This is a genomic window from Pseudomonas flexibilis, from assembly GCF_000806415.1.
GTDB classification, from domain to species: domain Bacteria; phylum Pseudomonadota; class Gammaproteobacteria; order Pseudomonadales; family Pseudomonadaceae; genus Serpens; species Serpens flexibilis.
Genome location: NZ_JTAK01000003.1, coordinates 1 through 13,878, shown reverse-complemented (window position 1 = coordinate 13,878; position 13,878 = coordinate 1). Strand labels below are relative to the sequence as shown.

Sequence of the window (13,878 nt, the reverse complement as noted above, 5' to 3'; positions counted from 1 at the left end):
GGCCGCGCATTATCCAGCCCTGCCGGCAAATGCCAAGCGGCCGGCCGACTGGTCGGCTGACAAACGGAAACTTATGCTTCGCCGCGTGGGTTCGTTTCATGAAGGGGGAACGACATGCGTCTGATAGTGCTGGCCATGCTCTGGCTGCTGACCGGTTGCCAGCAGCTGCCGCCGCTGCCGAGCGGGCAGATCGACAATGGAATCGTCGATCTGCGGAGCGGCGAGCGATTGACCCCCGAACAATTGGTAGGCGAGCTGGCCAGGGCGGACTGGGTGCTGGTCGGCGAACGCCACGATCACCCGGATCATCACGTCTTGCAGCGCTGGCTGCTGGAGGCGCTTGCGCAGCGGCGCCAGACCGGCAGCCTGTTGCTGGAAATGCTCAACCCCGATCAGCAGGCGCGCGTGGATGCCGTGCGCGCCCGCTGGGCGGCGGGTGAACGCCCTGGAGACCTGGTCGAGGCGCTGGCCTGGCAGCCTGGCTGGGATTGGGCGTTGTATGGCGAGCTGGTGGAGTACGCGCTGGGGCTGCCCAGTCCGCTGCTGGCGGCCAACCTGGATCGCAGCGAAATCCTCGACATTTATCGACGCCAGCCACAGCTGGGCGGCCAACGCAGCGGTGCGCCGGCGGTATTGGCCGCGCTGGATGTCCAGATCCGGGAGTCGCATTGCGGAATGCTGCCCGAGTCGCAGGTGCCGGCCATGCGCCTTGTCCAGCAGCAGCGCGACCGGCGCATGGCCGAGCGTCTGTTGCAGGCGCCACGGCCGGCCCTGTTGTTCGCGGGTGCCTTCCATGTGCGCCGTGATCTGGGCGTGCCGTTGCATCTCGACGACCTCGGGGCACGGGGCGTGACCCGAGTGCTGATCCTCGCCGAGGAGGGGGCCGACCTCAGCGAGCGGCAGGCGGATTTCGTCTGGTATACCCGCGCTCTGCCGGAAAAGGATCACTGTGCAGAATGGCGGGAACGGCGGCCCTGAGGCGTTGAGTGGGGCGCGTGGTCGGCGGACAAAAAAAGACCCGGCGGGTGCCGGGTCTAAAACCGTGATTAGCCTGATGAGGAGATAGTCTGAAGAACCGCCGCCCGATTGGGGCCAACTGCTCTTGCAGCTTACCGGCTGATCTCGCGATCAGTTGAAGCTAATAATAACGATTATCATTTGATAGTCAAGCGCGGTTGTGTTGCCGGCGCTTCAGTGTTTCGAGGCGGGTCTGGGAGGCCGCTGCTCCAGGGCCGCGTTTAGTGCTGCCTTGTGGTCATGCGGCAGTTGGCTCCAGGGAATGTCCAGCAGCGCGCCCTCGATGGCATACAGCAGGACGCGGGATGCACGAAACCCACGGGCCTGCACGGCTAGGTAGGCGTCTACCGAGCCGAGTCGGCGCAGATCATCGAGGTTGTGAATGCCGCTGGCGTGCAGCCATTGTGCAGATGTCTTGCCCAGGTTCTTCAGGCGCAGCAGTTCGTCGTTCATCGTGCCTCCTTGCCAGTGGCAAGTGTAGCGGCTGGCCCCGGGCAGGGGCCGGCCGCCGGCGAACGGACGGATCAGAGCCCTGGCAGGCGCTGGCGCAGATCGGCGATGGCCTGTTCCAGGCCGCTGCCATCCTGCGTGTTGATGACCCGCTGGCGGGATAACTCGTCTTCGGCGAGGGGCTCACGCGAGGCCTGCTGCGCATGCATCACTTCCAGGGTGGCGTCGGACGGATCGCCGCCCTCGCGCTGGCGCTGCGCCAGACGCTGCTCAAGAACCGGTTCGGGCGCCTGGCAATCCAGGATCAGAAAGGGCACGCCATTCTCTTCGGCAACGTGCCGTGCGGCGTCCCGTTGCGTGCGCTTGAGAAAGGTGGCGTCGAGAACCACCGGATAGCCGGCGCGCAGCGCCAGGCTGGCCAGGTCGGCCAGGCGCTGGTAGGTGGCCTGGCTAGCGCTGGCCTGATAGATGCCACTGGCGAGTTGGCCCTGCTGGTCAGTGGGCTGACTGCCGAACAGCCGCTTGCGCTCCACGTCCGAACGCAAGCGGATGGCGCCCAGTTCTTCCACCAGGCGCAGCGAGACATGGCTCTTGCCTACGCCTGCCACACCGTGGGTGATGGCCATGAAGCGCGAGGGAATGGCGCAGTATTGTTCGGCCAGGCTGGCGTAGCGGCGGTATTCGGCCAGGGCGGTGGCCTGACAGGTGGCATCCGGCTCGTGACTGAGGCTGAGCAGATTGATCTTGGCGCGCACCAGGGCGCGATAGGCCTTGTAGAAATTGAACAGTTCCAGGGCGGCGTAATCGCCTGTGAGTTCCAGCCAGCGATTCACGAAGCGTCGGGCCAGGGCCTTGAGGCCGCGCGATTCCAGGTCCATGGCCAGGAAGGCGGAGTCGGCGACGATGTCGGTCAGGCGGAACGGTTCATTGAACTCGATGCAGTCGAAGAGCACGACCTCACCGTCCAGCAGGGTGGCGTTGCCCAGGTGGATGTCGCCGTGGCATTCGCGAATGAAGCCATCGGCCTTGCGTGTGGCCAGCAGCGGATACAGACGTTGGTAGGTGCTCTGTGCCCAGTGCTCGAGGGTGTCCAGCTGAGCCAGATCGGCCGCATCGCTGAGCAACGGGCGGATCTGGTCAAAATTCTGCTGGACCGGCGCCATCACCGCCTCGGGTGAGCCCAGGGCATGCTCGACCGGAACACGAGGTGCCTGCAGGTGGAAGTGCGCGATCAACTCGGCCAGGGCATCGATGTGCTCGCTGCGCAGTTCGCCGCGGCTCTGCAGCTCCGCCAGCAGCTGGCTCTGCGGGAACTGGCGCATCTGCAGGGCATATTCGATGACCGGAGCGTCGCTGCCGAACTGTGGGGCCTGTTCGCTGCCGCAGATCGGCAGAACCTGTCGGTAGAGCGACGGCGCGAGACGCTGGTTGAGACGCAGCTCTTCGTTGCAGAAGTGCTGGCGGCTGGCCAGTTCGGTGAAGTCGAGGAAGCCGAAATTCACCGGCTTCTTGATCTTGTAGGCGTAGGGGCCGGTGAGCAGAACCCAGGAGATGTGGGTTTCGATGACCTGGAAACCGTCCACGGGGTGGGGGTAAAGGGCTGGATTTTGCAGGGCGGAGATCAGGGCTAGGCTCACGGGTCAGTCCTTACGTCTCGTCAGGAAAAGGCGACATTATGGCGGCTGTGCCGGCCTGCGGGAAACTCTGCGACCTTTTTCCATGTCTTAGCTCGATCATCCGGGCCTTACCGGCTCAGGCCATCCATTACCCATTTTGCGAACGACTTACCCACAGCCACGGCCGGTGGCCGTCTGCGCATTGTGGATAAACTGCGTATAATCCGCCGCCATGAAGCATTCCCCTACTCCTCGTTCCCGTGGCAAGAAACCTTCCAGGCCTCGCCGTAGATGGCTTGGCTGGGTGGTCAAGCTGGGTCTGGTCGGCCTGGTGGTACTGGCCGGTTTTGCCATCTATCTCGATGCGGTCGTGCAGGAGAAATTCTCCGGCAAGCGCTGGACCGTGCCAGCCAAAGTCTACGCGCGGCCGCTGGAGGTATTCGGCGGGCTCAAGCTGAGCCAGGCGGATTTCCTGCGCGAGCTGGAAGCGCTCGGCTATCGACGTGAGTCGAGCGTGGCCGGGCCGGGCGCCTTCGCCGTGACCGGGGGTGCCGTAGAGCTGCAGACGCGCGGCTTCCAGTTCTACGAGGGCGCCGAATCGCCTCAGCATATTCGCGTGCGCTTCGCCGGTGACCGGGTCGCAAGCATGAGCCGTCCGGGCGGCGGCGAGCTGGCCGTGGTGCGTCTGGAGCCGCTGCTGATCGGCGGTATCTACCCGGCGCATCAGGAAGACCGCATTCTGATCAAGATCGACGAGGTGCCGCCGCTGCTGGTCGATGCGCTGGTGGCCGTCGAGGATCGCGAGTACTTCAATCATTTCGGTGTGTCGCCCAAGTCCATCGCCCGGGCCATGTGGGTCAACGTTAGTGCCGGTGGCCTGCGCCAAGGCGGCAGCACCCTGACCCAGCAGCTGGTGAAGAACTTCTTCCTGACCAGCGAGCGCACGCTCAGCCGCAAGGCGATGGAAGCGGCGATGGCCCTGCTGCTGGAGCTGCATTACGACAAATGGGAGATTCTCGAGGCCTACCTCAACGAGGTGTTCCTCGGTCAGGACGGTCAGCGCGCCATCCACGGTTTCGGCCTGGCCAGCCAGTACTACTTTGGCCAGCCGCTTTCCGAGCTCAAGGCGCATCAGGTGGCCCTGCTGGTCGGCATGGTGAAGGGGCCTACCTACTACAACCCCCGACGCCAGCCCGAGCGGGCGCTGGCGCGCCGCAATCTGGTGCTCGACCTGATGGTCGAGCAAGGCAACCTGGATGTCGCCCAGGCGGCCCAGGCCAAACAGCAGCCGCTGGGTGTCACACCGCGCGGCCGGTTGGCCGATACCTCCTTCCCGGGCTTCCTCGACCTGGTCAAGCGTCAACTGCGTGAGGACTACCAGGAACAGGACCTCACCGAGGAAGGGCTGCGCATTTTCACCAGCTTCGATCCACTGCTGCAGTTGAAGGCCGAGGAAGCCTTGGCCGAGACGCTGCAACGGTTGGGCGCGCGCAAGGGCGTCGATGAGATCGAGGCGGCCATGGTGGTCGCCAACCCGGAAACGGGGGAGCTGCAGGCGCTGATCGGCGGTCGCCAGCCGCGCTTTGCGGGCTACAACCGTGCGCTGGATGCGGTGCGCCCGATTGGCTCGCTGGTGAAGCCAGCGGTGTATCTGGCCGCGCTGGAGCGGCCCAGTCAGTACACACTGACGTCGCTGATCGAGGACGAGCCGTTTTCCGTGACCGCGCGCGACGGTCAGGTCTGGCAGCCCCAGAACTACGATCAGAAGGCTCATGGCACCGTCTACCTGTACCAGGGGCTGGCCAACTCCTACAACCTGTCCACAGCCAGGCTCGGTCTCGACCTGGGCGTCGAGAATGTACTGCGCACCCTGCAGCGCCTGGGCGTGTCACGGCAATGGCCGGCCTACCCCTCGATGCTGCTCGGCGCGGGCGGCCTGACACCGATGGAGGTGGCCGGCATGTACCAGACGCTGGCCAACGGCGGCTTCAATACGCCGCTGCGGGCCATTCGCAGCGTGCTCGACGGCAATGGCGAACCGCTCAAGCGTTATCCGTTCGAGATCCAGCAACGTTTCGATCCTGGCGCGATCTATCTGATTCAGAACGCCATGCAGCGCGTCATGCGCGAGGGTACCGGTCGCTCCGTCTACAACCAGTTGCCGACATCCCTGACGCTGGCCGGCAAGACCGGGACCAGTAATGACTCGCGCGACAGCTGGTTCGCCGGTTTCAGTCAAGACCTGCTGGCGGTCGTCTGGATGGGGCGTGACGACAACGGCTCAACGCCGCTGACCGGCGCCAGTGGAGGGTTGCAGGTCTGGGCGCGGTTCATGGCCAAGGCCGATCCGATGCCGCTGGAGATGCCGGTACCGGACAACATCGTGCTGGCCTGGGTGAATGCGCATACCGGCGAGGGTTCCGCCGAACATTGTCCGGATGCCGTGCAGATGCCCTACATCCGTGGCAGCGAGCCGCTGCCGGGCGTCTCCTGTGGGATCCCGCCGGCCGAATCGGTCATGGATTGGGTGCGCGGTTGGCTGAACTGACGACAGAGGTGTGCTTGTGAACAGATGGCTTGTCACCGTGGCGGTTCTGCTGGTGCTCTCGGGCTGTGCGAGCAATCCGCGCGGGGTGGTCCCGGTGCAGGAGAATGGCGCCTCGATCTATCAGGAGCAGGAGTGGATGGGCGCCGAGCCGCTTGGTCGTCAGTCCACGCCGCGCACGCCCGCTGCGGCTCCCGCGCCCGCCGAGGAGGAAGATGCCGGTGTCGTGGTGATGGTGCCGCAGGATGCCGGTTCGGCACCGCTGCAGACCGCACCGGGTGCTATTACGTTTCCCGGTGCAGGGCAAGGGCAGTCGACCGGTGGGGTGTCTCCGGTGATATCCGCATCGCCGCGCGTGCCGGCACCGACCGGGATTCCCCAGGGTGAGCTGGCGCCGGATGAGCAGTTGGACGGTCCGGTCCTGGCGCTGCTCACATCCGCCCGGCAGATGCAGAATGGAGGGGACCTGAATGGCGCCGCCTCCAGTCTGGAGCGCGCACAGCGCATCGCTCCCCGCGAGCCGCAGGTGCTCTACCGGCTGGCGGACTTGCGCCTGGCGCAGGGTGATCCTGCCCAGGCCGAGCAGTTGGCCCGCCGGGCGCTCACCTACGCCGGTGGTCGACCCGCGCTGCAGGCCAGTCTCTGGGAGCTGATCGCCAAGGCCCGTGAGCGTCAGGGCGATCCCGCCGGGGCCGCGCAGGCCCGACAACGAGCCAAGGTGAGCAGTTGATGGACAATCGAGTTTCGGCCGTCGCCGATCAGTTGTTGTTGATCGAGCGGGAGCTGCGGCTGCTGGGGTGGTGGAGTAGCGTCCCGCCGAGTGCCCAAGCCTTGTCCAGTGAGCAGCCGTTCTGTGTGGACACCCTCGAATTGCATCAGTGGCTGCAGTGGATCTTCCTGCCGCGCATGAAGATCCTGGTGGAGAGTGGTCGTCCATTGCCGGCCGTTTCCGGTATCACGGAAATGGCCGAAGTGGTGTATGCCGAGCGACTCGGCGAGGTGCGCACCCTGCTGGTGGCCCTGACGGAATTTGATCGCCTGATCACCGCGGGCAACTGATCCTCAGTCGTTCCCGCGTGTCGCGGATCAATACCTCCCGCTCGGCTTCGTCCAGCGGCCGTGGGGAGCCTGCGGCATCAGCCAGTCTCAGGCGTGGCCGGTCGCGCAGCATTGCCAGTTGTTCCTCCAGCGTTCTGCAGCGTTGCTGGCGTGCCTGCTCCTCCCTGAAGGCATCCCGGCGCAGAACGTCGTTGAAGCGGCGTTGCTCTGCGGCCGCGCGTTGCGCGGTATTGTCTCTTCGCTGCTGGCTGGGGCCGGGCGATGGTGCGCTGGGCAGGGGCTGTGCTTGCGTACTGTGCAGTGCGCTGGGGCGGTCGCTGAAATGGCGGATGCCATGCTCGTCCGTCCAGCTGTGGACGGCAGCCGCCAGGGCAGACGAGGCGTTGAGCAGCAGCAGGGTAGAAAGCAGTCGATGCATGGTAGGTTCCGGGTGGGTGGAGCGTGCCTGAATAACAGATGGCGGACGGCTCTGTCGGCGCGAGGGCGCACAATGCCCGCCTCGCAGCACGTGCGACTTGACTTGCTCGCGCCTTATCCGAACAATTCCACGCTCGCTGCATCTTGAGCCGACGGCTCCGATTCACGCGACTCGAGGCGCCTACCCGTGCCGAATCTGTAACACCCGCAACGCGTTACCTCGCGCTGGGTGGGAGCCATCCGCAACACACCAGGGTTGCTCCCAGTACTTGCTCAGTAGAGCTGTTTCCATTTGCGGCCAACCGTCGCACATGCTCTGCCGAGGAGTAGACCTAAACAGGCTGCCTGGCCCCAGGCGGCATTCTGGCGTTCTAGAGGGGAATAACGTGGAGCTTCTATCCGGCGCTGAAATGGTCGTCCGCTTCCTGCGCGACGAAGGCGTGAAATATGTTTACGGGTACCCGGGCGGTGCCCTGCTGCACATCTACGATGCACTGTTCAAGGAAAAGGAAATCACCCATATCCTGGTCCGCCACGAACAGGCCGCCACTCACATGGCCGACGGCTATGCCCGCGCCACCGGCAAGGCCGGCGTGGTGCTGGTGACCTCCGGTCCTGGTGCGACCAATGCCATCACCGGTATTGCCACCGCCTACATGGACTCCATTCCGATGGTGGTGATCTCCGGCCAGGTGCCCAGCACCATGGTTGGCACCGACGCCTTCCAGGAAACCGACATGGTCGGCATTTCCCGGCCGATCGTGAAGCACAGCTTCATGATCAAGCATCCCTCGGAGATTCCCGAAACCCTGAAGAAGGCGTTCTACATCGCCGAGTCCGGTCGTCCCGGCCCGGTGGTGGTGGACATTCCCAAGGACATGGGTACTCCGGGCGAAAAATACGAATACGTCTACCCGAAGAAGGCCAAGCTGCGCTCATACAGCCCGGCGGTGCGAGGCCATTCCGGACAGATCCGCAAGGCCGCGGAAATGCTGCTGGCCGCCAAGCGCCCGGTGCTCTACTCCGGCGGCGGTGTGATCATGGGCAATGCGTCCGCGCAGCTCACCGAACTGGCGCAAATGCTCAACCTGCCGGTCACCAATACCCTGATGGGCCTCGGTGGCTACCCTGGCAGCGACCGCCAGTTCATCGGCATGCTCGGCATGCATGGCAGCTACACCGCCAACGTGACCATGCACCATGCCGACGTGATCCTCGCCGTCGGCGCGCGTTTCGATGATCGCGTGGTCAACGGCCCGGCCAAGTTCTGCCCGAATGCCAAGGTCATCCACATCGACATCGACCCGGCCTCCATCTCCAAGACCATCAAGGCCGATATCCCGATCGTCGGTCCGGTGGACAGCGTGCTGACCGAGATGGTCGCCGTGCTCAAGGAAATCGGCCAGACGCCGAACAAGGACGCCGTGGCCAGTTGGTGGAAGCAGATCGACGAGTGGCGCGGCAGCGGCCGGCTGTTCCCCTACAACGAGGGAGACGGCTCGATCATCAAGCCGCAGAAGGTCATCGAGACCCTCTACGAAGTCACCAAGGGCGATGCGTTCGTGTCGTCCGACGTGGGCCAGCACCAGATGTTCGCTTGCCAGTACTACCGCTTCGACAAGCCCAATCGCTGGCTGAACTCCGGCGGCCTGGGCACCATGGGCTTCGGTCTGCCGGCGGCCATGGGCGCCAAGCTGAACTTCCCGGATGTGGACGTGGCGTGCGTGACCGGCGAGGGCAGCATCCAGATGAACATCCAGGAGCTGTCCACCTGCCTGCAGTACGACCTGCCGGTGAAGATCGTCAATCTCAACAACGGCGCGCTGGGCATGGTGCGTCAGTGGCAGGACATGCAGTACAACAGCCGCTACTCGCATTCCTACATGGAATCGCTGCCTGACTTCGTCAAGCTGGCCGAAGCCTATGGCCACGTCGGCATGCGCATCACCGAGCTGAAGGATCTCAAGCCGAAGATGGAAGAGGCCTTCGCCCTCAAGAACCGCCTGGTGTTCCTCGACATCGCGGTGGATACCAGCGAGCACGTCTACCCGATGCAGATCAGGGACGGCGCGATGCGCGACATGTGGCTGAGCAAGACGGAGCGGACCTGAGCATGCGACACATCATCTCCCTGCTGCTGGAAAACGAACCGGGCGCCCTGTCCCGCGTGGTCGGCCTGTTCTCCCAGCGCAACTACAACATCGAAAGCCTGACCGTGGCGCCGACCGAGGATCCGACCCTGTCGCGCCTGACGCTGACTACCATCGGCCACGAGGAGGTGATCGAGCAGATTACCAAGAACCTCAACAAGCTGATCGAGGTGGTAAAGCTGGTAGACCTGTCGGAAAGCGCCCACATCGAGCGCGAGCTGATGCTGGTCAAGGTCAAGGCCACCGGCGCCCAGCGCGCCGAGGTCAAACGCACCACCGACATCTTCCGTGGGCAGATCGTCGACGTGACGCCGAGCGTCTATACCATCCAGCTGGCCGGCACCAGCGACAAGCTGGACAGCTTCATCCAGGCCATCGGCACCACGTCGATCCTGGAGACCGTGCGCAGCGGTGTCACCGGAATTGCCCGTGGCGACAAAGTGCTGAGCATCTGACGTTTTATTGAAGTGGCCCAGACGGCCAGATACCGAGGAAATTTCATGAAAGTTTATTACGACAAAGACTGCGACCTCTCCATCATCCAGGGCAAGAAGGTCGCCATCATCGGTTACGGTTCGCAGGGCCATGCGCATGCGTGCAACCTGAAGGACTCCGGTGTGGATGTCACTGTCGGTCTGCGTGCCGGTTCTTCCTCCATCGCCAAGGCCAAGAACCATGGTCTGAAAGTCGCCGAAGTGGCCGAGGCGGTCGCCCAGGCCGACGTGGTGATGGTGCTGACCCCGGATGAGTTCCAGGGCAAGCTGTACCGCGAGGAGCTGGAGCCGAACCTGAAAAAGGGCGCCACCCTGGCCTTCGCCCACGGTTTCTCCATCCACTACAACCAGGTGGTGCCGCGCGCCGACCTGGACGTGATCATGATCGCCCCGAAGGCACCGGGTCACACCGTGCGTTCCGAATTCGTGCGCGGCGGCGGCATTCCTGACCTGATCGCCGTCTACCAGGACGCTTCCGGCAATGCCAAGAATGTCGCTCTGTCCTACGCGTCTGGCGTGGGTGGCGGCCGTACCGGCATCATCGAAACCACCTTCAAGGACGAAACCGAAACCGACCTGTTCGGCGAGCAGGCCGTGCTGTGCGGCGGTTGCGTCGAGCTGGTCAAGGCCGGTTTCGAAACCCTGGTCGAAGCCGGTTACGCGCCGGAAATGGCCTACTTCGAGTGCCTGCACGAGCTGAAGCTGATCGTCGACCTGATGTTCGAAGGCGGCATCGCCAACATGAACTACTCGATCTCCAACAACGCCGAGTACGGTGAGTACGTCACCGGTCCGGAAGTGATCAACGAGCAGTCCCGTGCCGCCATGCGCAACGCCCTGAAGCGCATCCAGAACGGCGAGTACGCCAAGATGTTCATCAGCGAAGGCGCCACCAACTATCCGTCGATGACCGCCTACCGCCGCAACAATGCTGCCCATGGCATCGAAGTGGTCGGCGAGAAGCTGCGCGCCATGATGCCGTGGATCGCTGCCAACAAGATCGTCGACAAGAGCAAGAACTAAGCGCTTGCACGATCCGAAAAGACGCGGCCTGGTGCCGCGTTTTTTCGTTGTTCTCGAAGCATCTGGTATAAAGCCCGGCGGTGATATCCGGCATACACTGGATCACTGTCTTCTTCCTTCTGTTTCAAGGTAATCGTCCATGAGCGAAAGTCCCGAGGAGCCGAACAAGGACTCCGCCGTTGAAAGCCTGCTGCCGATCGACGAGCACGTCGAGGAGGGCCAGGATGCAGAAGGGCGCAAGGTGCGTCACCGTGGCGTCTACCTGCTGCCCAACCTGTTCACCACCGCCAACCTGTTCGCCGGCTTCTTCGCCATCGTCAGTGCCATGAACGGCAAGTTCGAGGTGGCGGCCATCGCCATTTTCGTCGCGATGCTGCTGGACAGCCTGGATGGTCGCGTGGCACGCCTGACCAACACCCAGAGTGCCTTCGGTGCAGAATACGATTCGCTGTCGGACATGGTGGCCTTCGGTCTGGCGCCGAGCCTGCTCGCCTATCAGTGGGCGCTCTCGGAGCTGGGCAATGTCGGCCTGACCGTAGCCTTCATCTACGCCGCCTGTGCCGCACTGCGTCTGGCTCGTTTCAACACGCAGATCGGCAAGGTCGACAAGAAGTGGTTCGTGGGTCTCGCCAGTCCGGCGGCGGCCGGTGTGGTGGCTGGTACCGTCTGGGCCTTGAAGGATTTCGGTGTTGAGGGCGTCGACATGCCTGTCGCCACCGTAATGCTGTTTGCCCTGCTGGTGGCGTTGGCCGGCGTGCTGATGGTCAGCAACATCAAGTACTACAGCTTCAAGGATCTGGACCTGAAGGGGCGCGTACCCTTCGTGGCTATTCTTGTCGTGGTGCTGGTGTTCGCTGTGGTGTTCAGCGACCCGCCGCGAGTGCTGCTGCTGATCTTCCTGGCCTACGCGGTATCCGGCCCGGTGCAGTTCGTGCTTCAGCTTCGTCGTCGCCAGGGGCGCGCGGGGCAAGAATAAGGTCTGTTCCAATCTCGCTCGCGGGTGCATCATGCGCCCGTTGAGCGAGGTGCGCAGTATGTTGATCAAGTCCCCCCCTTCAAGTGACTGTCGCGAAGGCGAGGTCACCCCCGAATCTGTCTATCTTTCCCGTCGCGGGCTGATGCAAGGCGCGTTGCTGGGGGTTGCCAGTGGCGCACTGCCTCGTGTCGGCTGGGCGCAGTACTCCGACGTGGAGCCGGCCATTGCGCCGCCCTGGCTGCAGCGGCGCCTGGCCGACGTGCAGTGGTCGTCTTCGGATGAGCGGGTCGCGCCCTTCAACGTTGCCAGCCAATACAACAACTTCTACGAGTTCGGGCCGGGCAAGACCGACCCGGCACGCTACGCCTCGACGATGCAGACCGAACCCTGGTCGGTTCGCATCGATGGCTTGGTGGCCAAGCCGGGTACTTACGATCTGGACCAGCTCTGTGCACAGAGCCGATTGCAGGAGCGGATCTACCGGCTTCGTTGTGTAGAAGCCTGGTCGATGGTGATTCCCTGGCTGGGGTTTCCACTGGCAGACCTCATCCGGCGGGTCGAGCCGTTGGGTGATGCCCGCTACGTGCGTTTCGAAACGCTCCATAGGCCGGCGGAAATGCCCGGTACCCGGTCGCGGTTCTCGGTGATCGACTGGCCCTATGTGGAGGGGCTGCGGATGGATGAGGCCATGCATCCATTAACGATCCTGGCAGTCGGGATGTATGGCCGCGTGTTGCCTAACCAGAACGGTGCGCCTCTGCGTCTGGTGGTGCCATGGAAGTATGGCTTCAAAAGCATTAAATCGATCGTGCGTATCAGCTTCGTCAGCGAGCAACCGGAGAGCTCCTGGATGGGTATTGCCCCTGACGAGTATGGCTTCTACGCCAATGTGAATCCCTCGGTCAGCCATCCGCGCTGGTCCCAGGCCCAGGAGCGCCGTCTGCCCAATACGTTGTTCAGCCCTAACGTGCGGCCGACCGAGTTATTCAACGGCTATGGTGAACAGGTTGCGGACCTCTACCGGGGCATGGATCTGCGGAAGCATTACTGATGAAACATGCCTGGTTGCGTATTGCCGTTTTCCTCGTTGCGCTGGGTGTGCCGCTCTATTGGTTGTACCTCGGTTGGCTGCTGGCCCTCGGTCCCGAGCCGGGTAAGTGGCTATTGGACCATTTGGGGCAGGGGGCGCTTGTGTTGCTGTTGCTCACGCTGGCCATGACGCCGCTGTCACGACTGACAGGCTGGCCACACTGGCTGGCGATCCGGCGACAGCTGGGGTTGTGGAGTTTCGCGTACGCCACCCTGCATATTGCCTGCTTTGTATTGTTCATCATGGGTGCCCAATGGCAGCGCCTGCCCGCGGAGCTGCTGGAAAGACCTTATGTGATGGTAGGGGCGCTGGCTTTCCTGGGGTTGCTGGCGCTGGCTCTGACTTCTAACAGGTGGAGCATGCGTCGCCTAGGGGCCGGTTGGAAGAGCTTGCACCGCCTGGTCTATCCGATTCTGCTCGTGGTTCTGCTGCACATGCTCTGGGTTGTGCGCTCCGACCTCGGGTTGTGGGCGCTCTATATGTGCCTCGCTAGTGCGCTGCTGTTTTTCCGCACCCCTTGGGGGCGGCGTTGGCTGGGTAGGGTGGTAGCTGCTCGGCGCAATTTGGTTCAGTGAGTCAAATAGTGGTTGACGGTCTGTTGGATAGGCTTATAATGCGCCCCACTTCCAGCGTAGAGCTGCTGAAAACTCCTTGTAAATCAACGAGTTGGATGTTCAGATCTACCTGGTAGGGCTCGCTAGAGGAAGCGGGCTGCTGGTCGAGGCGGGGTTGACAGTGTCGTTTGGCGCTGTATGATTCGCCTCCCGCTGCAGAGTCTGGTTGAACCGGCTCTGGGTGGTAAGCAGTTGAGATGAAACGAAAAAGTTCAAATCAACGCTTGACAGGCAAAACGGCCGCTGTAGAATGCGCGGCCTCGGTTGAGACCTTCGGTCAGATCGAAACGCTCTTTAACAACTGAATCAAGCAATTCGTGTGGGTGCTTGTGGGTGCATCGAGTGATAGTCGCAAGATTATCAGCGTCACAAGTAACACTCGTGAATTCGAGAGTTTTTTGCGATTGCTGAGCCAAGTTTAGGGTTT

14 protein-coding genes are annotated in these 13,878 nt (G+C 63.0%); 10 read left to right on the top strand and 4 right to left on the bottom strand.

Translation table 11 applies throughout. The annotated features are described in order from the left end of the window. The first annotated feature begins 114 nt into the window (after positions 1-114). Complete coding sequence (locus tag PT85_RS08050) at positions 115-978, top strand: ChaN family lipoprotein (protein WP_039560907.1); 864 nt, start codon at positions 115-117, stop codon at positions 976-978. Positions 979-1,191: 213 nt separating this feature from the next. Here the strand turns inward: PT85_RS08050 and PT85_RS08045 are convergent, their stop codons facing one another. Beyond that, positions 1,192-1,470, bottom strand: coding sequence for a TfoX/Sxy family protein (locus tag PT85_RS08045; protein WP_039606407.1), 279 nt, complete (start codon positions 1,468-1,470; stop codon positions 1,192-1,194). Positions 1,471-1,541: 71 nt separating this feature from the next. Continuing rightward, positions 1,542-3,104 (bottom strand): bifunctional aminoglycoside phosphotransferase/ATP-binding protein, encoded by a 1,563-nt coding sequence (locus tag PT85_RS08040; protein ID WP_039606406.1) that lies wholly within the window; start codon positions 3,102-3,104, stop codon positions 1,542-1,544. A gap of 211 nt (positions 3,105-3,315) precedes the next feature. Here PT85_RS08040 and mrcB point away from each other — a divergent pair, with 211 nt between their 5' ends. Genes mrcB through PT85_RS08025 form a run of 3 tightly spaced genes read left to right on the top strand, consistent with a single transcriptional unit; the run spans position 3,316 to position 6,687 of the window. Continuing rightward, the gene (mrcB, locus tag PT85_RS08035; RefSeq protein WP_027588956.1) at positions 3,316-5,631 is read left to right on the top strand and encodes a penicillin-binding protein 1B; all 2,316 of its coding nucleotides are present in this window, start codon (positions 3,316-3,318) and stop codon (positions 5,629-5,631) included. Between the two features lie 16 nt (positions 5,632-5,647). After that, positions 5,648-6,358, top strand: a complete 711-nt coding sequence (locus PT85_RS08030; RefSeq protein WP_052237642.1) for a tetratricopeptide repeat protein — start codon at positions 5,648-5,650, stop codon at positions 6,356-6,358. Further along, positions 6,358-6,687: a YqcC family protein gene (locus tag PT85_RS08025; RefSeq protein WP_027588954.1), complete on the top strand. Its 330-nt coding sequence runs from the start codon at positions 6,358-6,360 to the stop codon at positions 6,685-6,687. Before PT85_RS08030 ends, PT85_RS08025 begins: the two co-directional genes overlap by 1 nt. On the opposite strand, the gene PT85_RS08020 is transcribed toward PT85_RS08025, so the two are convergent. Next, positions 6,671-7,105: a DUF4124 domain-containing protein gene (locus PT85_RS08020; RefSeq protein ID WP_039606405.1), complete on the bottom strand. Its 435-nt coding sequence runs from the start codon at positions 7,103-7,105 to the stop codon at positions 6,671-6,673. The genes PT85_RS08025 and PT85_RS08020 overlap by 17 nt on opposite strands. Before the next feature lie 385 nt (positions 7,106-7,490). On the opposite strand from PT85_RS08020, the gene PT85_RS08015 reads away from it, so the two are divergent. The 6 genes from PT85_RS08015 to msrQ all read left to right on the top strand — a co-directional run bounded on the left by PT85_RS08015 (position 7,491) and on the right by msrQ (position 13,412). After that, positions 7,491-9,215 (top strand): acetolactate synthase 3 large subunit, encoded by a 1,725-nt coding sequence (locus PT85_RS08015; protein ID WP_039560913.1) that lies wholly within the window; start codon positions 7,491-7,493, stop codon positions 9,213-9,215. 2 nt (positions 9,216-9,217) lie between these two features. Then, positions 9,218-9,709 (top strand): acetolactate synthase small subunit, encoded by a 492-nt coding sequence (ilvN, locus tag PT85_RS08010; protein ID WP_027588951.1) that lies wholly within the window; start codon positions 9,218-9,220, stop codon positions 9,707-9,709. Between the two features lie 45 nt (positions 9,710-9,754). Beyond that, positions 9,755-10,771: a ketol-acid reductoisomerase gene (gene ilvC, locus PT85_RS08005; RefSeq protein WP_027588950.1), complete on the top strand. Its 1,017-nt coding sequence runs from the start codon at positions 9,755-9,757 to the stop codon at positions 10,769-10,771. A gap of 139 nt (positions 10,772-10,910) precedes the next feature. Then, the gene (gene pssA / locus PT85_RS08000; protein ID WP_027588949.1) at positions 10,911-11,747 is read left to right on the top strand and encodes a CDP-diacylglycerol--serine O-phosphatidyltransferase; all 837 of its coding nucleotides are present in this window, start codon (positions 10,911-10,913) and stop codon (positions 11,745-11,747) included. A gap of 58 nt (positions 11,748-11,805) precedes the next feature. Next, on the top strand, positions 11,806-12,798 hold the full coding sequence (gene msrP / locus PT85_RS07995; protein WP_039606490.1) for a protein-methionine-sulfoxide reductase catalytic subunit MsrP: 993 nt from the start codon (positions 11,806-11,808) through the stop codon (positions 12,796-12,798). Next, positions 12,798-13,412: a protein-methionine-sulfoxide reductase heme-binding subunit MsrQ gene (msrQ, locus tag PT85_RS07990; RefSeq protein ID WP_039560916.1), complete on the top strand. Its 615-nt coding sequence runs from the start codon at positions 12,798-12,800 to the stop codon at positions 13,410-13,412. The genes msrP and msrQ overlap by 1 nt, the downstream gene beginning before the upstream one ends. 251 nt (positions 13,413-13,663) lie before the next feature. On the opposite strand, the gene PT85_RS18205 is transcribed toward msrQ, so the two are convergent. Next, positions 13,664-13,878 (bottom strand): hypothetical protein (locus PT85_RS18205; protein WP_214442706.1); only part of this gene is annotated, 215 nt, incomplete at its 5' end.

Excerpts from the sequence above, each read along its gene's own strand:
- PT85_RS08050 (WP_039560907.1), top strand. The coding sequence starts at position 115 with ATGCGTCTGATAGTGCTGGCCATGCTCTGGCTGCTGACCGGTTGCCAG.
- PT85_RS08045 (WP_039606407.1), bottom strand. The coding sequence starts at position 1,470 with ATGAACGACGAACTGCTGCGCCTGAAGAACCTGGGCAAGACATCTGCA.
- mrcB (WP_027588956.1), top strand. The coding sequence starts at position 3,316 with ATGAAGCATTCCCCTACTCCTCGTTCCCGTGGCAAGAAACCTTCCAGG.
- PT85_RS08025 (WP_027588954.1), top strand. The coding sequence starts at position 6,358 with ATGGACAATCGAGTTTCGGCCGTCGCCGATCAGTTGTTGTTGATCGAG.
- PT85_RS08020 (WP_039606405.1), bottom strand. The coding sequence starts at position 7,105 with ATGCATCGACTGCTTTCTACCCTGCTGCTGCTCAACGCCTCGTCTGCC.
- ilvN (WP_027588951.1), top strand. The coding sequence starts at position 9,218 with ATGCGACACATCATCTCCCTGCTGCTGGAAAACGAACCGGGCGCCCTG.
- ilvC (WP_027588950.1), top strand. The coding sequence starts at position 9,755 with ATGAAAGTTTATTACGACAAAGACTGCGACCTCTCCATCATCCAGGGC.
- pssA (WP_027588949.1), top strand. The coding sequence starts at position 10,911 with ATGAGCGAAAGTCCCGAGGAGCCGAACAAGGACTCCGCCGTTGAAAGC.
- msrP (WP_039606490.1), top strand. The coding sequence starts at position 11,806 with ATGTTGATCAAGTCCCCCCCTTCAAGTGACTGTCGCGAAGGCGAGGTC.
- msrQ (WP_039560916.1), top strand. The coding sequence starts at position 12,798 with ATGAAACATGCCTGGTTGCGTATTGCCGTTTTCCTCGTTGCGCTGGGT.